This window comes from Saccharothrix sp. BKS2 (assembly GCF_047689505.1).
GTDB lineage: Bacteria > Actinomycetota > Actinomycetes > Mycobacteriales > Pseudonocardiaceae > Actinosynnema > Actinosynnema lopnurensis.
Genome location: NZ_JAUQOL010000016.1, coordinates 100,778 through 125,221, shown reverse-complemented (window position 1 = coordinate 125,221; position 24,444 = coordinate 100,778). Strand labels below are relative to the sequence as shown.

Sequence of the window (24,444 nt, the reverse complement as noted above, 5' to 3'; positions counted from 1 at the left end):
ACCCGCACGGCGGCGGTCCGGAAGCATCGCCGGCCGAAGCTTCACCCGGCTGGCCGTTGTCCTCGGACCCCCGCGCGCCCTACGGTCTTCGTCGAAGCGCTTCGATGGTAAACGCGCGGCGGAGGGGGTCCGATGCCGGGAAAGCTCCTGGTCGCCCTGGTGGCGGCCCTGACGGTGGCGGCCGGGTGCGGGAGCTCGGACGACGCCGGCGACCCCAACACGCTCACGCTGTGGCACTACGAGGGACCCGACAGCGCGATGGGCATCGCCTGGGCCGAGGCGATCAGGCTGTTCGAGGAGTCCCACCCCGGCGTGACGGTCGAGTTCGAGGAGAAGGGTTTCGAGCAGGTCCAGAAGACCGCCCCCATGGTCCTCAACTCCTCCGACGCCCCCGACCTCATGGAGTACAACAAGGGCAACGCCACCACCGGTCTGCTGTCCAAGCAGGGGCTGCTGACCGACCTGAGCGTCGAGGTCGCCGACCGCGGCTGGGACCGGAAGGTGGGGGCCGGCCCCGACATCACCGCCCGCTACGACGAGCGCGGCGTCATGGGCTCCGGCAAGTGGTACGGCGTCCCGAACTACGCCGAGTACGTGCTGGTCTACTACAACAAGACCATGTTCGACCAGCGTGGGCTGGCCGCGCCTACCACGCTGGAGGAGCTGACCGCCGCGATGGGGCGGTTCGCCGCCGAGGGCATCACACCGCTGGCCGTGGGCGGCGCCGAGTACCCGGCCGCCCAGCTGCTCTACCAGCTCGCCCTGACCAGGGCCGACCGCGACTGGGTCGACCGGTTCCAGCGCTACACCGGCGAGGTGGACTTCCACGACCGGACCTGGTCGAACGCCGTGGAGACCTTCGCCGCGTGGCTGCGCGAGGGCTACCTCGACGAGGACTCCGCCGGCCTCAAGGCCGAGGACATGGGCCTGGGGTTCGCGCAGGGCCGGAACCCGATCATGATCAGCGGCAGCTGGTGGTACGGCCGGCTGAGCTCCCAGGTCCGGGACTTCGAGTGGGCCACCGCGGCGTGGCCGGGCATGACCGCCGGGTCCGGCGGCAACCTGTGGGTGGTGCCCAAGGGCGCGAAGAACAAGGAACTGGCCCTCGACTTCATCGACATCACCCTGTCGCAACCCGTCCAGGACCTGCTGCGCGACTCCGGCGGCGTCGCGCTCGCCCCGGGCGACGCGCCCGCGACCGACCCCGGGGTGGCGCGGCTCAACGAGGACTTCCGCGAGCTCAGCGCAGGCGACCGGTTGGCGTTCTACCCCGACTGGCCCGTGCCCGGCTTCTACGACGCGCAGGTCACCGCGGTGCAGAAGCTCATCACCGGCGAGCTGGGGCCGCACGAGGTGCTCACCGAGCTGGCCGACTACTACCGGGAGAACCTGGCGGGCGTCGGCGGATGAGCCCGGTCGTCACCGCGGTCCGCGACCGCGGGTCCTACCTGCTGTTCCTGCTGCCCGGCGCCCTGCTGCTGCTCGCGGTGGTCCTGGTGCCGTTCGGCATGAACGTCGGCCTCAGCCTCACCGAGTGGTCCGGTGCGGGCGAGCCGGAGTGGGTCGGGGCGGAGAACTACCGGCGGCTGCTGACCGACGGGGTGTTCTGGGCGTCGTTCCGGCACAACGCGGGCCTGGTCCTGGCCATGGCGGTCCTGCCGACCCTGGCCGGGCTGCTCATCGCCGCCGTGCTGTTCGACCACGTCGCCCGGCACTTCGGCCCGCGTGCTGCGGGCGTGCTGCGGGCGTGCGTCTACCTGCCGCAGGTGCTGCCCGTCGCGGTCGCCGGGATCGTGTGGGGCTGGGTCCTGGCCCCGCGCGACGGCGCGCTCAACGAGGTGCTGCGCGCGGTCGGGCTGGACTCGCTGGCGCGCAACTGGCTGGGCGACCCGGACCTGGCGCTGTGGTCGGTCATGGGCGTGCTGCTGTGGATCCAGGTCGGCTACCCCGTGGTGATCTTCATGGCCGGGATGCGGCGCATCGACCCGTCGCTGCACGAGGCGGCCGAGCTCGACGGCGCGTCCTGGTGGGGCCGGTTCCGGCACGTCACCGTGCCGCAGCTGCGCCCCGAGGTCTTCGTCGTGCTGCTGACCTGCACGATCGCCGCGCTCAAGGTGTTCGCCCCGATCTACGTGCTGACCAGGGGAGGGCCCGGCGGCGCGACCACCGTCCCGTCGTACTACTCGTTCCAGAACTTCTTCGAGAAGACCAGGGTCGGCTACGGCGCGGCGATCGCCACCGTGCTGACGGTGCTCGTGCTGGTCCTCACCGCGGTGTTCCTGCGCGTGCAGCAGCGGGGTGAGGACCGGTGAGGCGGCACGCGGTGCTGTGGTCGGTGGTCCTGCTGGCCGCGGCGATGCTCGTGCCCTTCGTCCTCGTGGCGGTCAACGCGGTCAAGACGCCCGCGGACTACGCCGCCAACGGCCCCCTCAGCCTGCCCCGCGAGGTCTCCCTGGACGGCATCATCGCCTTCTGGGACCGCGTCGACTTCGGCGAGAAGCTGCTCAACAGCGTGGTGATCAGCGGGTCGGTGGCCGTGCTCGCCGTCGTGGTGTCGGTGTGCAACGCCTACGCGCTGGGCATCGGCCGGGTGCGCGGCAGGCTGTGGATCCTGGTGGTGTTCCTGATCGCCAACACGCTGCCGCAGGAGGCCCTGGCCTACCCGCTGTACTTCCTGGCCAACGGGATCGGCCTCTACGACACCAGGACGGCCGTGGTCATCGTCTTCACGGTGATCCAGGCGTCCTTCGGCACCTACCTGCTCACCTCGACGCTGACCGGGTTCCCGCGCGAGCTGCTGGAGGCCGCGCGACTGGACGGGGCGACCAGGTGGCAGGTCCTGCTGCGGATCGTGGTGCCGGTCAGCAGGCCGACCCTGGGGGTGCTGTTCGTGTTCTTCTTCATCTGGACCTGGAACGAGTTCTTCCTGCCCCTGGTGCTGCTGATCTCCAACGAGAACCAGACCGTGCCGGTGGCGCTCGGGGTGCTCCAGGGCCAGCGGATGATGGACGCCACCACGACCAGCGCCTCCGCGCTGCTCGGGGTCGTGCCGGCCATCGCCTTCTTCCTCATCTTCCAGCGGGCGATGACCCGCGGCATCACGGCAGGAGCAGGCAATTGAGTGCTTCCCGCCCTGAACAACGGGGGGTCCCCCGCGCCTGGCGGCACGACCGGGGTTCCTGTTCGTTCACGGGCCCTGCGGGAATTCCCGGCTCAGACCGCCTGCTCGTCCGGCGGACGAGCAGGTCTTGCGCCCTCGACACCGGCCGGGTCCAAACCTGCCCGGACGAGCATCACGCGCGCGGAGTTGCGGTCTCTCGGGCAGACCGACCCGCACGCGGTGCACGAATACGTTCGCTCCGACAGCGGCAGGGCGTGCTTGGCTCTCGCCCCGCACCCACCGCAGTCCATCGTCGTGTACTTCGGGTTGACCAGCCGCACGTCACGCCTGTGCTTGCGGCCCATCTCGACCAAAGCCCGCTTCGTGACGGCGATCGCGGCGTCGGCGGCCTTGCGCGCCATGGTGGTCCTGGCCAGGAACCTGGGACGGAAGTCCTCCACCGCCAACGCGTCGTGGTCGCGTACGACCCGTTTGGCCCACTTGCGAGCGGTGTCCGTGCGCTGCGCGCGGACCCGCGCGTGCAGCCGCGCGGCCTGCCGCCTCGCGGTGCGGTAGCACTTCGACGCCGCCTGCCCCCTCGGCGGTCGGCGGCGGGCCATCCTGCTGTGGTAGCGAGCCAGTCGTGCGGCGGCCTTCCTGCCGTGCTCCGGGTGAGGGAGGTCGTGGTCCGGGCTGGTGGTGGTCGCCAACTCCCGCACCCCCCAGTCCACCCCGAGCACCGCGCCGGTGGCGGGCAGCGGCTCGACCCGCGCCTCGACCACGAAGGACGCCCACCAATGACCGACCGCGTCCAGGTAGACCCGCACCGACGTCGGCTCGGACGGCAGCTCACGCGACCACACCGGCCGCACCACCACACCACCCGCCAGGCACAGCAGCCCGTCCCTGAGGCGGAATCCCCTGCGGGTGTAGTTCAGGCTGGGCAACGCGTCGCGTTTGCGCTTGAACTTCGGCATCCCCACGCGCCTGCGCACCGGCAAGCGGTCCGCGGTGTCCTTGAGCGCCTTCGCGCGGGCCCTGGCGAAGTCGCGCACGACCTGCTGCTGCGGTACCGACGACCCGGCGCGCAACCAGCCGTGCTCCGCACGCCAGGAGGTGAGCCGCCGGTCGAGCCGTGCCGCACCACACGTCCGTTTTTCCCCGGGATGCGCCCGGTTGTGGGCGTGGGTCGCCTTGGAGTCCGCAACGCAGTGGTTCCACACCCACCGCACCCCGTCCCACTCCCGCAGGAGGGCACGACCGGCGGTGGTGGAGACACGCAGGCGGTAGGTGCAGCGGGCGAACCCATCCTCCTCCACCTGCCGCACTGCCACGCCCACCAGCGTATCGGAGGGCACCGACAGGGCCCGGACCTCCTCACCCGGCATCCCCGCGAACCCCTTGGTGCCGTTCCGGGGTATTGGTCTCCTCCCGGCCGGGAGCGGCCGGGCCTCCACCGACAGGAGCGCAAGTGAAGTTCAGCGACGGTTACTGGCTGCTGCGCCCGGGTGTCGAGGGCGCCTACCCGGTCCAGGTGCACGACGTCACCGCGGGCGACGGCGAGGTGGTCGTGCACGCGCCGACCAGCCCCGTCCGGCACCGGGGTGACACGCTCAAGGGGCCGCTGGTCACCCTGGGTCTCACCGCGCCCGCCCCGGACGTGGTCGGCGTGTCCATCACGCACTTCGCGGGCGGCGCGGACGGGGAGCCGGCGTTCGCGGTGACCACCGACCCCGCGCACGAGGCCAAGGTCGTCGATGACGACGCCGGCGTGGAGCTGACCTCCGGCGCGCTGTCGGTGCGGGTGCGGCGCGGCGAGGAGTGGCAGGTCGACTTCACCGCGGCCGGGCGCACCCTGACCAGGAGTCGGGCCAAGGGCATCGGTCTCATGACCGCCGAGGGTCGTCATCACGTGCGCGAGCAGCTGGTGCTGGGCGTCGGCGACGTGGTGTACGGGCTGGGGGAGAGGTTCGGGCCCCTGGTGCGCAACGGCCAGGCGGTCGAGGTCTGGAACGCCGACGGCGGCACCAGCAGCGAGCAGGCGTACAAGAACGTGCCGTTCTTCTTCACCAACGCCGGGTACGGGGTGTTCGTCAACCACCCCGGCCGCGTGTCGTTCGAGGTCGGTTCCGAGGCGGTGTCCCGGGTCCAGTTCAGCGTGGAGGGGCAGTCGCTGGAGTACTTCCTGATCTACGGCCCCACGCCGAAGGACGTCCTGCGCAAGTACACCGCGCTGACCGGCCGGCCCGCGCTGCCGCCCGCCTGGTCCTACGGCCTGTGGCTGTCCACCTCGTTCACCACCTCCTACGACGAGGAGACGGTGTCGGGGTTCATCGACGGCATGGCGGCGCGCGACCTGCCGCTGAGCGTGTTCCACTTCGACTGCTTCTGGATGCGCGAGTACCACTGGTGCGATTTCGAGTGGGACCCGCGCACGTTCCCCGACCCGGTCGGGATGCTGGAGCGGCTGCGGGCGAAGGGCCTGAAGGTCTCGCTGTGGATCAACCCCTACATCGCGCAGCGCTCGCCGCTGTTCGCCGAGGGGGTCGCGGGCGGCTACCTGCTGCGCCGGCCCGGCGGCGAGGTGTGGCAGTGGGACCTGTGGCAGCCCGGCATGGCGCTGGTGGACTTCACCAACCCGGCCGCCCGCGCCTGGTACGCGGCCAAGCTGGACGCCCTGCTCGCCCAGGGCGTCGACTGCTTCAAGACCGACTTCGGCGAACGCGTGCCGACCGACGTCGTCTACCACGACGGCTCCGACCCGGAGCGGATGCACAACTACTACACCTACCTCTACAACCAGACCGTGTTCGAGGTGCTGCGCAAGCGGCGGGGCGACGGTGACGCCGTGGTGTTCGCCCGGTCGGCCACGGTCGGTTCGCAGCGGTTCCCGGTGCACTGGGGCGGCGACTGCGAGGCCACCTACGAGTCGATGGCGGAGAGCCTGCGCGGCGGGCTGTCGCTGGGGCTGTCCGGGTTCGGGTTCTGGAGCCACGACATCGGCGGCTTCGAGGGCACCCCGTCGGCGGCGCTGTTCAAGCGGTGGACCGCGTTCGGCCTGCTGTCCTCGCACAGCAGGTTGCACGGCAGCGGCTCCTACCGGGTGCCGTGGCTGTTCGACGAGGAGGCCGTGGAGGTGCTGCGCCGGTTCACCAGGCTGAAGCTGAGCCTGATGCCCTACCTGGACCGGGCCGCGCGGCAGGCCGCGGAGGAGGGCGTGCCGGTGATGCGGGCGATGGCCCTGGAGTTCCCCGACGACCCCGGCTGCGCCCACCTGGAGCGGCAGTACATGCTCGGTGACGACCTGCTGGTCGCGCCGGTGTTCTCCGACGAGGGCGACGTGTCCTACTACGTCCCGGGGGGCACGTGGACGCACCTGCTGACCGGGCGGGTGGTGGAGGGGCCGCGCTGGGTGCGGGAGCGCTGCGACTTCCTGACCGTGCCGCTGCTGGTGCGGCCGGGCGCCGTGCTGCCGGTGGGCGCGGTCGACGACCGGCCGGACTACGACTACGCCGAGGGCGTCACGCTGCGGGTGTACGGGCTGTCGGACGGCAAGCACGCGATGGTGGTCGGCGGTTCCGCCTTCCGCCTGGTCAAGCGGGGCGACCGGATGTGGGTCGAGGTGGAGGACGCGCCGTCGCGGTGGCGGCTGCTGCTGGTCGGCGCCCGGTCGGTGGACGCCGTCGGGGGCGGGACCGCGCACCAGCACCCGGACGGGGTGCTGGTCGACGCCGGGGGCAGCGCGGTGACGGTGGAGGGGATCAGATGAGGGCGGTGGGGGTCGTCCTGGTGCTGCTGGCGTCGTTGCTCTCGCCCGCGGCGGCGGGCGCGACCGGGCCGGTGACCGCGAAGGCGACCGCGACCGCGAAGGCGACCGGGCCGGTGACCGCGACCGGGCCGGCGACCAGCCCGGCCACCCCGGAGGGCGCCCGCCACGAGGTGACCTACGACCGGTACTCGCTGTCCGTGGACGGCGAGCGCATCCTGCTGTGGTCGGGGGAGTTCCACTACTTCCGGCTGCCCAGCCAGGAGCTGTGGCGGGACGTGCTGGAGAAGATCCGGGCCGCCGGCTTCAACGGCGTGTCGCTGTACTTCCACTGGGGCTACCACTCACCCGCGCCCGGCTCCTACGACTTCACCGGGGTGCGCGACGTCGACCTGCTGCTGCGCACGGCCGACGAGCTCGGCCTGTACGTGGTGGCCCGGCCCGGTCCTTACATCAACGCCGAGACCAGCGGCGGCGGGTTCCCGGCGTGGCTGAAGACGGTGGACGGCCGGGCGCGCTCCAGCGATCCCGGCTACACCGCCGCCTACCGGGACTGGCTCGACCACCTCAACCCGATCATCGCCCGCCACCAGGTCACCCGGGGCGGCTCGGTGATCGCCTACAACGTGGAGAACGAGTACGCCGTCAACGTCGACGCCGCCTACATGGAGCAGTTGCAGCAGCAGGCCAGGGCCGACGGCATCGACGTGCCGATCGTGCACAACAACTGCTGCAACGGCGACCTGGCCAACTGGTCCTCGGGGCGGGGCGCGGTGCAGATCCCGGGCGTGGACGACTACCCGGTCGGGTTCGACTGCCGCGCGCCCGACACGTGGGGGCAGTCCGAGGGGGTGACCCGCAGGCTGCGCGACGACGGGCCGGTCTACGCGGCGGAGTACCAGGCGGGGGCCATCGACCTGCACGACGCCGGGTACGGGGCGTGCCGCGAGCTGACCGGGCCGGACTTCATGAAGGTGTTCTACAAGTCCAACGCCATCGGCAGCGGCGCCACCATGTTCGGCTACTACATGGCCTACGGCGGCACGTCCTGGGGCCGGCTGCCGCAGCCCAACGACGTCTACACCTCCTACGACTACGGCGCGGCGATCACGGAGTCCCGGCAGCTCACCGCCAAGTACGACGAGTTCAAGCGCCAGGGCTACTTCACGACCACGGTCGCGCCGCTGACCAAGACCGATCCGGCGCCGGCGCCCGTGCCCGCCGACCCGGCCGTGTTCGCGCAGGCCCGGTCCAACCCGGACACCGGCACGCAGTTCGTCCTGGTCCGCCACCCGGACCGGCGCTCGACCGCCGACGTGGCCACCGAGCTGGACTGGTCCACCCCGGACGGTCGCTACCGGGTCCCCGTGCGGGTGAACGGCCGGGACGCCAAGGTGCTGGTGGCGGGCTACGACCTGGGCGGTCAGCGGCTGGTGTGGTCGAACTCCGAGATCCTCACCCACGTCGGGGTCTCCGGGCGCGACGTGGCCGTGCTCTACGGCCGGGACGGCGAGCAGGGCTCCACCGTGCTGCGCTACTCGTCCGCGCCGACCGTGCGGGTGCTCGACGGCGCGGTGCGCGCCTCCTACGCAGATGGCGACCTGAGGTTGGACTACACCCACTCCGGCCTGGCCCGCGTGCTGGTCTCCGGCGGCGGGCGGCCACCGCTGGTGCTGCTGCTGGGCACCGACGAGACCGCCGCGCGGTTCTGGCGGCTGGACACCGACCAGGGGCCGGTGCTGGTGCGCGGCACCGCCCTGGCCCGGTCCGCGGCGGTGGTCGGCGACCGGCTGGTGCTGCGCGCCGACACCGACCGGGCGGGCGAGGTGGAGGTGTTCGCCCCGGTCCGCCGGCTCAGCGTCGGCGGGCGGACCGTGCACGTGCGCCGCACGCTCAGCGGCTCGCTGCTGGGCTCGCTGCCCGGACCGGAGCCGGTGCGCCTGCCGGGGTTGACCGACTGGCGCCACCGCGCCGAGCCGCCGGGCGCCGGGGAGACCGGCTGGGTTCCGGCGGACCGGACGACCACCGCCAGCCCGATCAAGCCCAAGACGCTGCCCGTGCTCTACTCCGACGAGTACGGCTTCCACCAGGGCAGCGTCTGGTACCGGGGCCGGTTCACCGCCACCGGCGCGGAGCGGACGATCTCGCTCAACGCCATCACCGGCCGGCGCGGGGTGTACCTGGTGTGGCTCGACGGCCGGTACCTCGGCTCCGCCGCGGGCGGCACCGAGTCCGACGCGGAACCGGTGAACCCCGACCCCGGCCGCGGCGACTTCGCGGTGCCGGAGGGCCTGCTGGTCGCCGGGCGGCGGGCGACGCTGACGGTCCTGGTGGAGAACATGGGCCACAACGACGACTGGACCGCCGACGACACCCGGTTCAAGCAGCCCCGCGGCCTGTTCGGGGCGGTGGTGCGGGGCTCGACCGCGCCGATCTCGTGGCAGGTGCGCGGCTCACGCCCGAACGACGGCGAACGCGGCCCGATGAACGCGGGCGGCCTGCACGGCGAGCGCGCCGGCTGGCACCTGCCCGGCGGCACGGGCTGGGGCCGGCCGCCGGCCGCCGCGCCGCCCGGGGTGTCCTGGTACCGGACCGCGTTCCGGCTGGACCTGCCGCGCGGGCACGACGTGTCGCTGGGCCTGCGCTTCGACGACACCACCCAGCGGTCCCACCGGGTGCTGATCTTCGTCAACGGCTGGAACATGGGCCAGTACCTGGGCGGGTCGAGCCCGCAGCGGGACTTCGTGCTCCCGGCGGGGGTGCTGGCCGAGCACAACACGCTCACCTTCGCCGTGATCGCCACCGGGCAGCTGCCGGGCGGGCCCGGACCGGTGCGGCTGGTGACCCTGGGCAACCACCGGACGGGCGGGGGCCGCTGACGCGCCGCTACCCGCCGCGCCGGGCGGACCGCACCCCGGAGACGACGACGCCGCCGACGATCAGGGCCCCGATGAGCTGGAGCCCGGGTGAGTCGTCGGCTCCTCCGTAGATGAAGGCGGCCACGCCGACCACGACGGTGAGCAGGGCGAGGACGTACTTCACGAGGTCTCCGCCCCAGGGCAGGCCCCGGCGACGATGTTCGACGTTCATACATCGAATATCGCTTGTAAACTATCGAATGTCAATAGGTGACGGGTGTGCTCAGGGCGGCGGGCCGGTGCTGCCGCGCGCCTCCAGCCGCGGCGGCAGCAACCGCACCTCCGGCTCGCCGTGGCCGTCCAGCTGCCGCATCGCCAGCTCCACCGCCAGCTCGCCCAGCTCGGCCGCGGGGATGTCCACCGAGGTCAGCGGCACCTCGTGCGACCGCGCCAGGTCCGGCGGGCACACCGCGAGCACCGAGACGTCGCGCGGCACCCGCCGGTCGCGCCGGGCCAGCTCCGACAGCAGCGGCCCGAGGACGGCCTCGTTGTGCACCACCAGCCCGGTCACCGGGGGTCGGCGGGCGAACAGGTCGTCCAGGCAGTCGCGCAGCCCGTCGTAGGTGGGCACGCAGGCCAGCGCGGTGGTCAGCGCGCCCCGGTCGGCCGCCTCCCGCTCGAAGCCGCGCAGGAACCGGCCCGCGTAGCTGGTGCCCCGCCGGTAGACGGCGGGGGAGGGGCCGATCAGGGCGACGTGCCGGTGACCGAGGTCGGCCAGGTGCGCCACGCAGGCCGCGCCCGCCGCGGTGAAGTCCAGGTCCACGCAGGTCAGGCCGGCGCAGTCGTCCGGCACCCCGATGAGCACCGCGGGCCGCTCCAGCGCGCGCAGCACCGGCACCCGCGGTTCGCTCGCCTCCACGTCCATCACCAGGATCGCGTCGGCCAGGGCGGAGGCCGCGACCCGGTCGAGCCCCTCCGCGCCCTCGTCCGCGGTCAGCAGCAGCACGTCGTGGTCGTGGGCGCGGGCCGCGGCGGCGGTGGCGCCGACGAACTGCATCACCACGGGCACGTTCAGGTCGGTGCGCAGGGGCGCGACGAGGGCGAGCACGTTGGTGCGGCTGCTGGCCAGCGCCCGCGCGCCCGCGTTGGGGCGGTAGCCGAGCTTGCGGATGCTGCGGTGCACCTTGCGCCGGGTCGTCTCCGAGATCGTGCGCTTGCCGGACAGCACGTAGGACACGGTGCTGGGCGAGACGCCCGCCGCGCGCGCCACATCGGCGATGGTGACCACCTGTGGATCATAGGTGGCCGATGGTGCCGCACGGGCTTCACGCCACCGGCAGGTCGAGGTCCACGGTGCGGCGCTGGGGGGTCACCACCACGTCGGTGGCGTGGGCGACGTCGGAGCCCGGCGGCAGCACGGTGAGGACGTAGCCGCCCAGCGGGGGCAGCGGCAGGGCGTAGCGGCCCTGCGGGTCGGTGCGCGCGTGCTCGGCGGTCTCGCCGGCCGGGCTGGTGAGGGTGACCAGGGCGTCGGCGACCGCGATCCCGTCGTGGCGCACCACTCCGACCAGTTCCCGCCGGTCGCACAGCACGATCCGCTGCGGTCGGTCGGTGCGCAGGTCGAGCACCCCGGAGCGGGGCGACCAGCCGTCGGCCGAGCACACCACCAGGTGGCGGCCCTGGCCCGGCAGCACCGCCGACCACCTGCCGGTGTGGTCGGTGCGCGCCCAGTCGGTCCGCTCGCCGCGCAGGGTCAGCACGGTGACCACGGCCAGGCGCACGGGGTGGCCGTCGGGCGCGACGACCTCGCCGCGCACCACGACCTCCTCGGCCCGGTCGCGGGCCGGCAGGGGGACCTCGGTCACCTCCCGACCGGGCAGGGCGGTGGCCAGCAGGGCGGCCAGCACCGCCGCCGCGGCGGCGATCCAGGAGACCGCGGCGAACGCGGCGGGGGTCGGCACGGCGAGGCCGGCGGCGGTGACCGTGCCGGCGGTGAGCACGGCGGCGACCACGGCGCTGGAGGTGGACGTGCCGATCGAGCGGACCAGGGTGTTGAGGCCGTTGGCGGCGGCGGTCTCGGTGATCGGGACGAAGCGCATCACCAGGATCGGCATGGCGGCGAACGCGATGGCCGTGCCGATCGAGATGATCGTGGTCCCGGCGACGAGCTGCCACAGCTGCCCGGTGAGCAGCGCGCGCACGGCGTAGCCGCCCGCCATCACCAGCGACCCGACCACCAGGGTGGCCCGGGCCCCGTGGCGGCGGGTGACCGCGGCCGAGACCGGCGCCAGCAGCACCATGACCAGGCCGCCGGGGAGCATGGCGAGCCCGGCCGCGGTGGGCGACAGGCCGAAGCCGACGCCGGTGGCCTCGGGCAGTTGGAGCTCCTGCGTGCCGACCAGCAGGTTGGCGTACATGGCGAAGCCCGCGAGCAGGGACGCCACGTTGGTCAGCAGCACCGGGCGGCGGGCCGAGGTGCGCAGGTCGACCAGCGGGTTGCCCACCCGCAGCTCCCACGGCGCGGCCGCGGCGAACGCCAGCACGGCCACCGCCAGGCACAGCAGGGTGGCGCGGCTGGTCCAGCCCCACGCCGCGCCCTTCGAGACGGCCAGCAGCAGGCTGGTCAGCGCCACCGACAGCAGCACCGCGCCCACCAGGTCGAAGCGCCCCGGGCTGCGCACCGCGGACTCCGGCACGACCAGCAGCACGGCGGCCAGCATCACCGCGCCCATCCCGGCCGAGACCCAGAACAGCGAGTGCCAGTCCAGCGCGCTGGCGATCACCCCGCCCAGCGGCAGCCCCGCCGCCGCGCCGATGCCCAGGGTGGCGCTCATCAGCGCCACGGCCGCGCCGACGCGCTCCTTGGGCAGCTCGTCGCGCATGATGCTGATGCCGACGGGGATGAGGGCGGGGGCGAAGCCCTGGAGGGCCCGGCCGACCATCACCCCGCCCAGCGAACCGCTCAGCGCGCACACCACCGAGCCGACGATCAGCACGCCGAGCGCGATGGCCATCACCAGCCGCTTGCCGACCATGTCGGCGACCTTGGACAGGATCGGGGTGGCCACCGCGCTGGTCAGCAGCGTGATCGTGACCAGCCACGAGGCGTTGTCGGCGGTGGTGCCCAGCAGGGTGGGCAGCTCGGGCAGCAGCGGGATGACGAGCGTCTGCATGAGCGACACGACGGTCCCGCACAGGCTGAGCACGGCGATGACGAGTCCGACGGGGCGTTTCACGCCGAGAACATTAGCGTAGCGAACTAACTTCGGCTGCCGGTGGACCGATCGCGCCGCACCCCTGCCCCGGACGGTCGTCGGTCGAACGACCCATCCCGCAGCGTCACCGCACCACTACCTTCCGTGGGAACGACTTCACCCGGGAGGCGGCCGATGGACAACGGCGGCGGCATCACCAGGAGGACCCTCCTGTCCGGCGCGGGGCTCGTCGTCGCCGGTGGCCTGGTCACGATGGGCAACGCGAGCGCCGCGGCGTTCTACCACCCGTTCACCGCCTACCGGATCACCGGCACCTGGGAGCAGCACCGCTCACGCGGGTCGCTGGGCGGCATCGACTACGGCATGGCCGTGGGCACCCGCCTGCCCGCCGCGGGCGGCGGCGTGGTCACCAACACCCCCGACAACGGCACCGGCGGCCACACCGTGACCATCCGGCACGACAACGGCTACCGGACCCAGTACATGCACCTGTCGCGGTTCCTGCTGACCAACGGCACCCGGGTGGACGTGGGCGGAGTCGTCGGCCTGTCCGGCGGCCAACCCGGCGCGCCGGGGTCGGGCTCGTCCACCGGCCCGCACGTCCACTGGCACATGATCGACCCGGGCGGCACCCGCATCAACCCGCTCACCTACCTCGCCGGCATCGGCGGCGGCCTGCCCAAGACCGGCACCGAGCAGGACGGCGTGCCCGGGACCGTGTTCTGGCAGCGGGCGCAGAACTGGCTGCGGCTGGAGGCCGGCTACACCGGTCCGATCGACGGCGCGCCGGGCGCGAACACCTACGCGGCCCTGCAACGCGCCCTGCGGGCCCACGGGTACACCGGTCCGATCGACGGGGTGCCGGGCGCCAACACCTGGGCCGCCGCGCAGCGCCTGGCCGCCCGGTGGGGTTACACCGGGCCGATCGACGGGGTGATGGGGCCCAACTCGTGGCGCGGTCTCGCCCGCTTCCTCAACCAGGACAGGTACGACTGAGCCGCCGCGGCGCCCCCGACGCCACTCCGTTCTGCGGACCGGGGAGCACGTCAAGTACGTTGGTTGCCGTGCGCGACGAGCGGCCGAACGGGCGATGCGGCGGCCGGAACGCCAGGACCAGGGTGTTGCTGGTGTTCACGGCCGTCGGCGCGGTGCTCGCGGCCCTGCTGCACGACCCCGGCGCCCCGGTGGCCGGCCGCCCCGTGGCCGTGCCCGCCCCGTCCGCGGCGTCCCCGGCGTCCTCTTCGGAGCGCCCGACGCGCACCGCCGAGCCCGCCCCCGCCCCCGACCCGTGCGCGGTGAGGGCCGCGGCGCTGCCGCTGCGCGCCCGGCTGGCCCAGCTGCTCATGGTCGGCGTCGACCCGCGCGGCACGGCGGACGCGCTGCGGGTCGTGCAGGCCGAGCAGGTGGGCGGCATCTTCATCGGCGGCGAGGACACCGGCCTGCTGACCGGCGGCCTGGCGGCGGTGCGCGCGGCGGCGGCGGTGCCGCTGGTGGTCGCCGTGGACGACGAGGGCGGCCGGGTGCAGCGGGTGGAGGCGCTGGACGGCCCCCTGCCCAGCGCGCGGCGGATGGCCGCGGACATGTCCCCGGAGCAGGTGCGCGCGGTGGCCCGCGACCGGGCGCTGGCGCTGCGCGGGCGGGGCGTGAGCATGGACCTCGCGCCCGTCGTGGACACCAGCGGCCAACCCGACCGCACGGTCATCGGCGACCGCTCCTTCAGCCCCGACCCGGCGGTCACCGCGGCCTACGCCCAGGCGTTCGCCCAGGGGCTGCACGAGGCGGGCGTCACCCCGGTGCTCAAGCACTTCCCCGGCCACGGCAACACCAACGGCGACTCGCACCGCGGCGCGGTCACCTCCCCGCCGCTGGAGGCGCTGCGGCGGACGGACCTGGTGCCCTACCACGACATCGGCCGCTACGGGCGGGTCGTGGTGATGCTGGGCCACATCGACGTCCCCGGCCTGACCGGCGGCCGCCCGGCGACGCTGAGCGCGGAGGCGTACGCCCTGCTGCGCGGCGAGTTCGGCTTCACCGGCCCGGCGATGACCGACGACCTGGGCGCGATGCGCGCGGTGACCGACCTGGTCGACCTGCCCGAGGCGGTGCGGCAGGCGCTGGCCGCCGGCGCGGACATCGCCCTGTGGTCCTCCGGCGGGCGCACGGGCGAGGTGCTCGACCACCTGGAGGCGTCGGTGGCCTCGGGCGCGCTGCCCCTCGCCCGGGTCGACGAGGCCGCGCGGCGGGTGCTGGGCGCGAAGGACGCCTGCTGACCGACCGGCCGTTCCGGACGCCCCTCGGGCGGCTCTCGCGGGGAGCGTGACGAACCGCTTACCTACTCGTTGGTAGGTCGATACCGCCGACGGAAGGGGCAGGGCATGGTGACCGAGCGGTTGCTGCTGGAGGACGGGGCCGAGCTGAACGTGGTGCGCGTCGGCCCGCCCGAGGCCGAGCTGACCGCCGTGCTGGCGCACGGCTACGCGCTGGACCACCGCAGCTGGCACCGCGTGGTGGCGGCGCTGCCCGGCTCGGTGCAGGTCGTCGCCTACGACCACCGGGGGCACGGCGAGTCCTCGCCCGCCGACAAGTCGACCGCGACGATCGAGCAGCTGGGCGACGACCTCGGTCAGCTGATCGAGCGGCTGGTGCCGCACGGCCGGGTGGTGGTCGTCGGTCACTCGATGGGCGGGATGGCGGCCATGGCGCTGGCCGAGCGCCGACCCCGGCTGTACCGGCAGCGGGTGGCGGGCGTGGTGTTCGTGTCCACCGCCTCGACCGGGCTGGCCGAGACGTCGCTGGCGTGGCCGAAGGCGCTGGGCAAGCTGGTGCGCGAGCTGGAGCGGGCGTTCGGGCCGCTGGTGCGCACCATCCGGGAGAAGATCGAGCCCGCCAAGACCGCGGGGCTGCGCTGGTGGCTGTTCGGCGACGAGCCGCGGCCCGAGGACGTCGACCTGACCGCCGACATGGTGTGGGGGCACTGGCCGGAGACCATCGCGCTGTTCCGCCCGGCCGTGGACCGCTACGACCGGGAGGCGGCGCTGACCGTGGCGGGGGAGCGGCCGGTGATCGCCATCGTGGGCGACGAGGACCGGCTGGTGCCCGAGTCCAATGCCGAGGAGCTGGCCGCGGTGGTGGGCGGGGAGTCGGTGGTGGTGGAGAACGCCGGGCACATGCTGCCGCTGGAGGCGCCGGAGGCGGTGGCCGCGCAGGTGGTGGCGCTGGGGTCGTGAGGCGTGGCGCTCGGGCCGGGGGGCGCCCGACCCGAGCGCGGACGGCGCCCCGCAGCAGTCCACCGCAGCAGTCCACCGCGACGACGGGGAACCTTGACCCGTGCCGGCGACGGCTGCCACGATGCGGCCACGGGCCGAGAGGCGCTGCGACGGACCAGGTCCGCCACGCTCGGTCCGGCTCCTCCCGCGGTAAGGGCGCCTCCGATCCCCTGGAGGCGTGGTGGTCGTGGTCGGTCGGGTGGTCGCCCTGTACCGGTACCCGGTGAAGTCGATGGCGGGCCAGGAGCTGGACCACGCCGACGTGTCGTGGCACGGGTTGGCCGACGACCGGCGGTGGGGGTTCGTGCGCGAGGGCCGGGAGCGGGACGGGTTCCCGTGGTTGACGCTGCGGCAGCGCCCGGACCTCGTCCTGCACCGGCCGCGCCCGGTGGGGCGGACGGTGGTGGTGCGCGCGCCGGACGGGCAGGAGCACGACGTGGCCGACCCCGCCCTGGCGGCGTCGCTGGGCGCCCGGCCGATGAGGCTGGACCGGGGCGCGTTCGACTCCGCGCCGGTCTCGTTGCTGACCGCGCAGAGCGTCGCGGCCGCGGGCGCGGTCGACGCGCGCCGGTTCCGGCCCAACGTGCTGGTCGAGTCGGCGGGGGAGTTCCCTGCCGGGGGGTTCCCTGCCGGGGGGTTCCCGGAGGACGCCTGGGTCGGGGGGACCGTGGCGGTGGGCGGGGCGGTGCTGCGGGTGGACCGGCCGGATCGGCGGTGCGCGGTGGTGGGTGTCGACCCGGACACCGGTCAGCGGGACCGGGAGGTGTTGCGCGCCATCGCGCTGGGGCACGGCATGACCCTGGGCGTCTACGCCTCGGTGGTCGTGCCCGGTCGCGTCGCCGTCGGTGACACCGTCGTGCTGGACCACCCGGTCACGGCGCCGGAGGCGACGCCGAGCAGCCACGCCGTGCGCGGCGGGCGGTGAGGCCCGCGACCTCGCGGGGGTGCGCTCGGCGGTGCCCGGTGGCTACCCGCCCTTGGCGAACCGGTCGTTGAGCCGCACCGCCAGGCCCGGGGTGAGGCCCCCGGCCGGCAGCGGGTGGCCCAGCGCGGTGGCCAGCACGTCCAGGTGGGTGTCCACGGTCGCCTCGATCAGCACGGCCAGGGCGTCGGCCGCCGTGCGGGCCCGGCGCCAGCCCACGACCGCCACCACCGCGCCGACCACCGCCGCCGGGTACCAGCGCGGGCCCAGGGCCGCGTACAGCACGCCCCAGCCGGTCAGGGTGGTGGCGCTGTGGAACCTGATCTCGGCCGCCTGCACGGGCAGCCGCGCGGGTTCGGGCACCAGCAGCCACAGGCGCGGCCACAGCGGGCCCAGGCGCAGGCCCTGGTACTGGGCCGCGATCCTGGTGTCCAGCAACCGGAAGCGCTCCCCGATCCAGGTGGCGCGCCGAGGGCGGTACGCCGGGACCGGGTCCACGCCGGCCCTGGCGGCGGCCCGGTCGAACCGCCACCGGCGCACCGCGACCACCGGCCGCGCCACCCAGGCCGCCGGCCCGCGCCAGGGCTTGACCCACACCGCCTCCGCCAGCGCGCCCAGCGCCTGGGCGGCCACGACCGCGGCGGCGGCGCCGAGCAGCAGGCCGATCGCCGCCACCGCGACGGGCAGGCGGGGGAACGCCGCGACGACCTCGTTGCCCAGCCGGACGACGTCCAGGGCGTCGCGGTGGCCGAGCCGGACCGCGCACACCGCGGCGGCCACGAACAGCGCGCCCGGCAGCACCAGGGTGGCCACCCACCGCTCCGCGAGCTTGCCGCCCAGCGACGACAGGAACGGGTTCACGCCGGCGACCCGGTCGGCCGCATCGGCTCGCCGTCGAACAGCGCGCAGACCGGCGGCCTGCCCTCCTCGTCGCGGCGGTCGTGCCGGTCGCACACCCCGCGCGGGCACCGGTAGTCGCCGCGGCCGGTGCCGGGCGGGCGCGGGCCGCGCGGGTCGGGGTAGGCGGAGGAGACGCCGGGGGGCTCGCCGACGCCCCGCGTCGGCTCCTCGGGGTCGTCGTCGGCGATGAGCTCGAACCGCCGGCACGCGTCGAGCGCCGAACCGCCGTCGCGCACCCGCGCGGCCGCGCGCTCCAGCCGGTCGGACCAGCGGCCGGTGGCCGCGGCCCGGCGCAACCCCGGTAACAGCAGGCACCACAGCACCAGTGCCTGCCCTTCGTCGATCTCCACCGCCACGCCGTTCCTCCGTGTGCCACGCTGGGTCGTTGATCGAACCGTAACGGTGCGCCCCGCCGGGCAGGCGGGGTTCGACGCGAGAGCGGGGTGCGGCATCTCCTTGGACGAACGGATCACGCTCGCCGTCCGCGACGGCGACCCGGCCGCCGCCGTCGCTCCCGACGCCCTGGTGGAGGCCGCCCGGCTGGCCCGGCCCGCCGTCGACGGCCCGGCGGACCCGCGGGTGCTGGCCCTGCTGGCCTCGCTGCACTGGGTGCGCCACCACGCCCTGCCGCCGGAGGAGGCCGGGGCCGACCTCGACGTGTGCCTGAACCTGTCCGGTCCCCTCACGCTGGTGGCGCCGGGGTCGGTGCCGCGGCCCGTGCTCGACTGGTTCGCGGCCAACCCCGCCGTGCCGGTGCTCGCGCTCGACGTGGTCGGGCGCTACTACGCCACCGTGATCACGCGGGCCGCGCTGGCGATGGGCGACCCGGAGCTGGTGGACGCCGGGGCCGAGCTGTGCCGGGCGGCCGTCCGGCACGGTGCCGAGCGCGGTGACGAGGACGTGGACGCGCACCGGCTCAACCTGCTCGTCCTGCTGCGCGTGCGGCACGAGCAGCGCGGCGAGCCGGCCGACCTGGACGAGGCCGTCGAGACCGGCCGGGCGGTCCGCGTGCCCGCCGACCACCCGCTGGCCCTGCCCGTGGCGCTGAACCTGGGCCTGGCCCTTCAGTACCGGTTCGAGGCCGCCGGGCAGGTGGCGGACCTGGACGGGGCCGCGGACCTGCTGCGTCGCGCCAGGTCGCTGCCGCCGGAGGACACCGACCGGCTGTCGTGCCTGTTCGCGCTCGGCGCGGCGCTGGCCGCCCGGTGCGGTCGCGGCGCGCCGTTGACCGAGGTGGAGGAGTGCGTCGAGGTCGCCCGGGAGGTCGCGGCGGCCTGTGGACCGGACCAGCCCGGCCGCCGCGCCGTGCTGCTGCTGCTCGGTGAGGCGCTGAGGATCAGGTTCGTGCGGACCGGCGAGGCCGCCGACGTGGCGGACGTCGACGAGAGCGCCCGGTGCGCGGCGGAGGCGCTGGCGATCGGCGGCGCGACCGAGGAGGAGCACGTCACGGCGCTGCTCAGGCTCGCCACCGCGCTGGTGCTCCGGTTCGCGCACGCCCGCGCCTTCGGCCGGCCCGACGAGGAGGGCCTGATCGGGGCAGACCTGGCCGGGGCGGACCTGGTCGAGGCGACCCGGCTCTCCGCGCTCGCGGACGACGCGGTCCCCGCCGGCCACCCGCTGCGGCCCGAGGTGGACGCCGTGCTGTCGACCGTGCGGCGCGCGGGGCGGCGCGACCCGGCCGGCGCGGAGCAGGCGGCACGGGCGGCCCTGGCCGCGTCGACCGGCTCGCCGGCGGACCGCGTCGGCCTGGTGTTCTCCCTGGCCGACGCGCTGCTGATGCGCTACGACGACACCGGGAACCCGGTCCTGCTGCACGAGGCGGCGGACCTGCTGCGACGGGCCGCGGCGGACGCGGACGACCGCGTGCCGGCGCCGGTCCTGCTGACCCTGGCGAAGGTGGCGCGGGAGCGGTTCGGGCTCTCCGGGGCCGAGGACGACCTCGACGAGGCGGTGGAGGCGATGCGCGCGGCCGCCCTGGTCGCGCCGGACGACGTCCTGCGGGGCCACCACCTGGGTGAGCTGACGCACCTGCTGGGGCTGAGGCACGACCGCACCGGGCGACGGGCCGACCTCGACGAGCGGATCCGGGCGCTGCGCTCGCTCACCCACCTGGCCGCCGACGATCTCGTCCGCGCGGAGTGCCTGCACCGGTTGGCCACCGCGCTGACCCGCCGGGCCGAGCTGACCGGGGACCGGGCCGACCTGGACGGCGCGGTCGACGCGGCGGACCGCGCCGCCGACCTGCTGCCCGACGACCACCCGGCGCTGCCGCGCGTGCTGACCGCGGGTTCGGTGGTCCGGCACCTGCGCGCCGATGTCGGGGATGAGCCGGGTGCCGGGGATGAGCCGGACAGCCGGGTGGTGCTGGACAGCCCGGTGGGGGCGGACCACCCGGCGGTGCCGGACGACATCACCGCAGCGGTCGCCCTCGCGCGCCGCGCCCTCGACCTGTGCCCGGCCGACGACCCGCACTTCCCCTTCGCCCAGGTCGCCCTCGCCGCCGTGCTCGGCGCCCGAGCCCGCGCGAGGCACGACCCGGACGGCACGACCGAATCCATCGCCCTGTGCCGCGAGGTGCTGGCGCACGACGACGGGCCCACCGCGTTCGCGGTGATCACCCTGGGCCGGGTGCTGGTCGGGCGCTACGCCCACACCCGGGCCGCGGCGGAGCTGGACGAGGCCGTCGAGGACACCGTCCGGGCCGCCGAACGCGTGCTGGCCGAGCTGCCGCCGGGGCACCGCCACGTCGCCGGCCTGGCCGTGAACACCGCCGCCCTGCTCGCCGGCCGGTACGAGCGCGAACGCGATCCGGCCGACCTGGACCGGGCGGTCACCCTGCTGCGGTCCGCTCCGATCGGCGCCCGACCCGACCACCCCGCGCCGCCCGAGGTGCGGCTCAACCTCGGCGTGGTCCTGCTCCTGCGCTTCCAGCGCACCACCGAGGCGACCGACCTCGACGAGGCGATCGCCTCCCTGCGCGCCGCGGCGGCCGGCGGCGGGCGCGGGTCCGACCTGGTGGTGCTCCAGCTGGGGGCGGCACTGCTGGCGCGCGCCCAGTGGTCCCCGACCCCGGAGGCGCACGAGGAGGCCGTCGCCCTGCTGCGCCACGCCCGCACCCGCTTCCGCCGGGGGACCCCGGCCCACCTCATGGCGCTGGTGCACCTGGGCACCGCGTTGCAGCTGCGCTACAACGACACCGGCGACCCCGCCGCGCTCGCCGAGGCGGTCGAGGTCGCCCGGACCGCGGTCCGGACCGGCCCACCGGACTTCGCCTACCGGGTCGGGATGCTGACGCTGCTCGGCACGGTGCTCACCCAGCTGTTCGAGCGGACCGACGACCCCGCCGCCCTGGCCGAGGCCGTCGAGGCGCACCGCGAGGCCGTCGCCACGCCGGCGGCGAACCCGGCGGCGTCGGCCACGGCCCTGGCCGAGCTGTCGAACTCCCTGCGCGCCCGCCACCACCGCCTCACCGACCCGGCCGACCTCGACGAGGCCATCGCGGTGGCGCGGCGCGCGGCGGAGCTGCCGGGCCTGACCGGGGTCGAGCGGGCGTCCACCACCGCGACCCTGGCCGACGGCCTGCTGGCCCGAGGCCGGCGCACCGGCGCGCCGGCCGACCTGTCCGCCGCCGTCGACCTGAGCCGGACCGCCGTGGCCGGGGTGCCCACCGGCTACTTCCTGGCCCCGGCCCACCTGACCACGCTGGGCGTCGCGCTGTGGACCAGGTTCGAGCGGACCGGTTCGCTCGCCGACCTGCACGAGGCGATCGACGTCCTGGGCGCCGCCGCGACCAACCGGGCGGCGGGCTCGCTGCGGTCGCTGACGCTGTCCAACCTGAGCAACGCGCTGCGGGCCAGGGCGGGCCTGCTCGGTTCCTCGGGCGACCTCGACGCCGCCGTGGACACCGGCCGGGCGGCGGTCGCCGACGCCACACCCGCGTCCGCCGTGGCGTGCCTGCTCAACCTCTCCGTCGCCCTGCACGTCCGCGCCGCGGAGCGCCAGGACCCCGCCGACCTCGACGCCGCGATCCCGGTCGCCGCCCGCGCCGTCGAGCACTGCCCGGAAGAGCACCCGCACCGGCCGCAGGTCCTGTCGAACCTGGCCGGGCTGCTGCGCACCCGGGCCGAGTCGCACCCGCGCCCCGGGGACCTGGACCGCGCGGTCGAGCTGCTGCGGGAAGCGGTCGCGCGCACCGACCCGGCACACGCCACCGCGCCCGTCCACCGGCTCAACCTGTCGGTCGCGCTGCGCGCCCGCTACGCCGACAGGGGGCGGGAGGAGGACGCGGCGGAGGCCGTGGACCTGGCCCGCCGGGCGGTCGAGGCGCTCCCGGTCGACGACCCCCGCCGGGCGGTGGTGTGGACCAACCTCGGCTGGGTGCTGCGCCTGCGGCACCGACGCCGCCGCGACCGCGACCGGTCCGATCACGCCGCCACTACCGCCACCGATCGCTCCACCGGTCACGCCGCCGCTGCGGCCGACTACTCCGCCGCCGGTCACACCGCCGCTACCGCCACCGGTCACGCTGCCGCCGACCACACCGCTGCCACTACCGCCGCCGCCACCACCGACCCCCTCGCGGCCAACCACGCCGCTGCCGCCGGCCATGCCACCGCCGACCACATTGCCGCCACCGCTGCTGCCGCGGCTGACCGCACCGCCGCCGCTACCGCTGCCACGGACCACGCCGCCGCCACCGCCGCCTACCGAGCCGCCGCCCAGTTCACCGCGGCCCCGGCCCTGGTGCGGGTGCCCGCCGCCGCGGGCTGGGCCCTGCTGTCGGCCGACCGCGCCGACTGGGCGTCGGCGGTGGAGGGGTTCGGCACGGTGGTGGCGCTGCTGCCGCAGCTGGCCTGGCACGGCGCCGAGCGCGGCGCCCGCGAGCGGCGGCTGGGTCGCTGGCAGGGCCTGGCGGCGGCGGGCGCGGCCGCGGCGGTGGAGGCGGGCGACCCGGACCGCGCGGTGGAGCTGCTGGAGCAGGGCCGCTCGGTCCTGTGGGCGCAGGTCCTCCAGACCCGCACCGACATGTCGGTGCTCCACGAGCGGGACCCGGCCCTGCACGACCGGCTGCGGGCCGTGGCGGCGGAGCTGGCGGACGCGGACGCCCCGGACGGACCGACCGGCCTGTCCCCGGTCCTGGCCCCCGGCTTCCCGCACGACGACGCCCGGCACGAGCAGGCGCACCGCATCCGGCTGGCCGGGGAGTGGGACCGGCTGCTCGCGCGGGCGCGGGCGCTGCCCGGGTTGGCGCACCTGCTGCGCGTCCCACCACTGGCCGACCTGCGCGACGGCCTGCCCGACGGGCCTGTGGTCCTGCTCAACCTGCACGAGAGGAGGTGCGACGCGCTGGTGGTGCACCGGGACCGGCCGGTGGCGCACGTCCCGCTGCCCGACCTCTCCCTGTCGGAGGCCACCGAGCGGACCAACGCCTACCTGCACGCGCTGCGGGTGCTCGACGCCCCGAACTCCCCGGGCGGTCGCGCCGGCGCCAGGCAGACCCTGCCGGCCACCCTGGAGTGGCTGTGGGACGCGGTGGCCGAGCCGGTGCTCGACCACCTGGGCCCGACCGGCGGGGAGTTCCGGCTGTGGTGGTGCCCCACGGGACCGCTGACGCTGCTGCCGCTGCACGCCGCCGGCTACCACGACCCGGCCGACACCCCGGCCGGGCGCACCGTGCTCGACCGCGTCGTCTCGTCCTACACCCCGACGCTGCGCGCGCTGGCCCGCGCCGGCACGACCGGGCCACCCACCACCGCGGACCGGCGGGTCCTGGTGGTCAGCCTGCCCGAAACGCCGCCCACGCCCGGGACCGAGGCGCTGAGCCCGCTGCCGGGGGCCCGCGCGGAGGCCGAGTTCTTCCGGCGCGTGCTGCCCGGGGCGCACACCCCGCGTGTGGGGGAGGAGGCCACGCGCGCGAACGTCACCGCCGACCTGAAGACCCACGCGTACGCGCACTTCGCCTGCCACGGGGGACAGGACCTGCGCGACCCGTCCACCGGCGCGCTGTACCTGCGGGACGGGCCGCTGACCGTGCTCGACGTGGCCGGGCTGGACCTCGCGCACGCCCAGCTGGCCTACCTGTCGGCCTGCCGCACCGCCGTCGGCGGCACCACCCTGCCCGACGAGTCCATCCACCTGGCCGCGGCGCTCCAGCTGGCCGGGTACCGGCACGTGATCGCCACGCTGTGGACGGTGGCCGACCGGACCGCGGTCGAGGTGGCCACGGCGGTGTACTCCGCGCTGCTCGGCGACGCGGGTCCCCACGGTGCCGGTGCCGGTGCCGGAGCCGGTCCCCGCGCCGCGGACCTCGACCTGACCGACACCGCGCACGTGCTGCACCGGACCGTGCGGGCCCTGCGCGACGCCGCGCCCCGCGACCCGACGAGGTGGGCGCCCTACGTCCACTCCGGGCCGTGA

General features: G+C 75.1%; 16 protein-coding genes and 1 riboswitch. Of the genes, 10 read left to right on the top strand and 6 right to left on the bottom strand.

Going from position 1 to position 24,444, the window contains the following annotated elements:
- Positions 1-132 precede the first annotated feature (132 nt).
- The 3 genes from Q5530_RS30490 to Q5530_RS30480 are packed head-to-tail and all read left to right on the top strand — an operon-like array spanning position 133 to position 3,121.
- The gene (locus Q5530_RS30490) at positions 133-1,410 is read left to right on the top strand and encodes an ABC transporter substrate-binding protein (protein WP_415366276.1); all 1,278 of its coding nucleotides are present in this window, start codon (positions 133-135) and stop codon (positions 1,408-1,410) included.
- Positions 1,407-2,312 (top strand): carbohydrate ABC transporter permease, encoded by a 906-nt coding sequence (locus tag Q5530_RS30485; protein WP_380638543.1) that lies wholly within the window; start codon positions 1,407-1,409, stop codon positions 2,310-2,312. Before Q5530_RS30490 ends, Q5530_RS30485 begins: the two co-directional genes overlap by 4 nt.
- Positions 2,309-3,121 (top strand): carbohydrate ABC transporter permease, encoded by an 813-nt coding sequence (locus Q5530_RS30480; RefSeq protein WP_415366275.1) that lies wholly within the window; start codon positions 2,309-2,311, stop codon positions 3,119-3,121. The genes Q5530_RS30485 and Q5530_RS30480 overlap by 4 nt, the downstream gene beginning before the upstream one ends.
- 92 nt (positions 3,122-3,213) lie before the next feature.
- Here Q5530_RS30480 and Q5530_RS30475 read toward each other — a convergent pair whose 3' ends face one another.
- Positions 3,214-4,434 (bottom strand): RNA-guided endonuclease InsQ/TnpB family protein, encoded by a 1,221-nt coding sequence (locus tag Q5530_RS30475; protein ID WP_415366274.1) that lies wholly within the window; start codon positions 4,432-4,434, stop codon positions 3,214-3,216.
- A gap of 137 nt (positions 4,435-4,571) precedes the next feature.
- Here Q5530_RS30475 and yicI point away from each other — a divergent pair, with 137 nt between their 5' ends.
- The gene (yicI, locus tag Q5530_RS30470) at positions 4,572-6,869 is read left to right on the top strand and encodes an alpha-xylosidase (protein ID WP_415366273.1); all 2,298 of its coding nucleotides are present in this window, start codon (positions 4,572-4,574) and stop codon (positions 6,867-6,869) included.
- The gene (locus tag Q5530_RS30465; protein ID WP_415366272.1) at positions 6,866-9,745 is read left to right on the top strand and encodes a beta-galactosidase; all 2,880 of its coding nucleotides are present in this window, start codon (positions 6,866-6,868) and stop codon (positions 9,743-9,745) included. The genes yicI and Q5530_RS30465 overlap by 4 nt, the downstream gene beginning before the upstream one ends.
- Before the next feature lie 7 nt (positions 9,746-9,752).
- On the opposite strand, the gene Q5530_RS30460 is transcribed toward Q5530_RS30465, so the two are convergent.
- From Q5530_RS30460 to Q5530_RS30450, 3 genes are all read right to left on the bottom strand, one after another.
- Positions 9,753-9,908 (bottom strand): hypothetical protein, encoded by a 156-nt coding sequence (locus tag Q5530_RS30460; protein WP_415366271.1) that lies wholly within the window; start codon positions 9,906-9,908, stop codon positions 9,753-9,755.
- A gap of 99 nt (positions 9,909-10,007) precedes the next feature.
- Positions 10,008-11,012 (bottom strand): LacI family DNA-binding transcriptional regulator, encoded by a 1,005-nt coding sequence (locus tag Q5530_RS30455; protein WP_415366270.1) that lies wholly within the window; start codon positions 11,010-11,012, stop codon positions 10,008-10,010.
- Between the two features lie 37 nt (positions 11,013-11,049).
- The gene (locus Q5530_RS30450) at positions 11,050-12,960 is read right to left on the bottom strand and encodes an MFS transporter (protein ID WP_415366268.1); all 1,911 of its coding nucleotides are present in this window, start codon (positions 12,958-12,960) and stop codon (positions 11,050-11,052) included.
- 153 nt (positions 12,961-13,113) lie between these two features.
- Between Q5530_RS30450 and Q5530_RS30445 the strand changes: the two genes are divergently transcribed.
- The 4 genes from Q5530_RS30445 (at position 13,114) to Q5530_RS30430 (ending at position 17,130) form a co-directional block, all read left to right on the top strand.
- Positions 13,114-13,935, top strand: coding sequence for a peptidoglycan DD-metalloendopeptidase family protein (locus tag Q5530_RS30445; RefSeq protein WP_415366267.1), 822 nt, complete (start codon positions 13,114-13,116; stop codon positions 13,933-13,935).
- Between the two features lie 68 nt (positions 13,936-14,003).
- Positions 14,004-15,209 (top strand): glycoside hydrolase family 3 N-terminal domain-containing protein, encoded by a 1,206-nt coding sequence (locus Q5530_RS30440; protein ID WP_415366266.1) that lies wholly within the window; start codon positions 14,004-14,006, stop codon positions 15,207-15,209.
- A 105-nt stretch (positions 15,210-15,314) separates the two neighbouring features.
- Positions 15,315-16,166 carry an alpha/beta fold hydrolase gene (locus tag Q5530_RS30435; RefSeq protein ID WP_415366265.1) on the top strand — a complete coding sequence of 284 codons (852 nt, stop codon included), beginning with the start codon at positions 15,315-15,317 and terminating at the stop codon, positions 16,164-16,166.
- A gap of 130 nt (positions 16,167-16,296) precedes the next feature.
- Positions 16,297-16,374: riboswitch (S-adenosyl-L-homocysteine riboswitch) on the top strand.
- Positions 16,375-16,383: 9 nt separating this feature from the next.
- On the top strand, positions 16,384-17,130 hold the full coding sequence (locus tag Q5530_RS30430; RefSeq protein WP_415366264.1) for an MOSC domain-containing protein: 747 nt from the start codon (positions 16,384-16,386) through the stop codon (positions 17,128-17,130).
- A gap of 42 nt (positions 17,131-17,172) precedes the next feature.
- On the opposite strand, the gene Q5530_RS30425 is transcribed toward Q5530_RS30430, so the two are convergent.
- Positions 17,173-17,988 carry a hypothetical protein gene (locus tag Q5530_RS30425; RefSeq protein ID WP_415366263.1) on the bottom strand — a complete coding sequence of 272 codons (816 nt, stop codon included), beginning with the start codon at positions 17,986-17,988 and terminating at the stop codon, positions 17,173-17,175.
- Entirely contained in the window at positions 17,985-18,383 is a 399-nt protein-coding gene (locus Q5530_RS30420) for a hypothetical protein (RefSeq protein WP_415366262.1), read from the bottom strand. The genes Q5530_RS30425 and Q5530_RS30420 overlap by 4 nt, the downstream gene beginning before the upstream one ends.
- 100 nt (positions 18,384-18,483) lie before the next feature.
- On the opposite strand from Q5530_RS30420, the gene Q5530_RS30415 reads away from it, so the two are divergent.
- Positions 18,484-24,444 carry a CHAT domain-containing protein gene (locus Q5530_RS30415; RefSeq protein WP_415366261.1) on the top strand — a complete coding sequence of 1,987 codons (5,961 nt, stop codon included), beginning with the start codon at positions 18,484-18,486 and terminating at the stop codon, positions 24,442-24,444.

What these genes read in the sequence shown, in the direction of transcription:
- Q5530_RS30490 (WP_415366276.1), top strand. Translation starts at nt 133, where the DNA reads ATGCCGGGAAAGCTCCTGGTCGCCCTGGTGGCGGCCCTGACGGTGGCG.
- Q5530_RS30485 (WP_380638543.1), top strand. Translation starts at nt 1,407, where the DNA reads ATGAGCCCGGTCGTCACCGCGGTCCGCGACCGCGGGTCCTACCTGCTG.
- Q5530_RS30465 (WP_415366272.1), top strand. Translation starts at nt 6,866, where the DNA reads ATGAGGGCGGTGGGGGTCGTCCTGGTGCTGCTGGCGTCGTTGCTCTCG.
- Q5530_RS30445 (WP_415366267.1), top strand. Translation starts at nt 13,114, where the DNA reads ATGGACAACGGCGGCGGCATCACCAGGAGGACCCTCCTGTCCGGCGCG.
- Q5530_RS30435 (WP_415366265.1), top strand. Translation starts at nt 15,315, where the DNA reads ATGGTGACCGAGCGGTTGCTGCTGGAGGACGGGGCCGAGCTGAACGTG.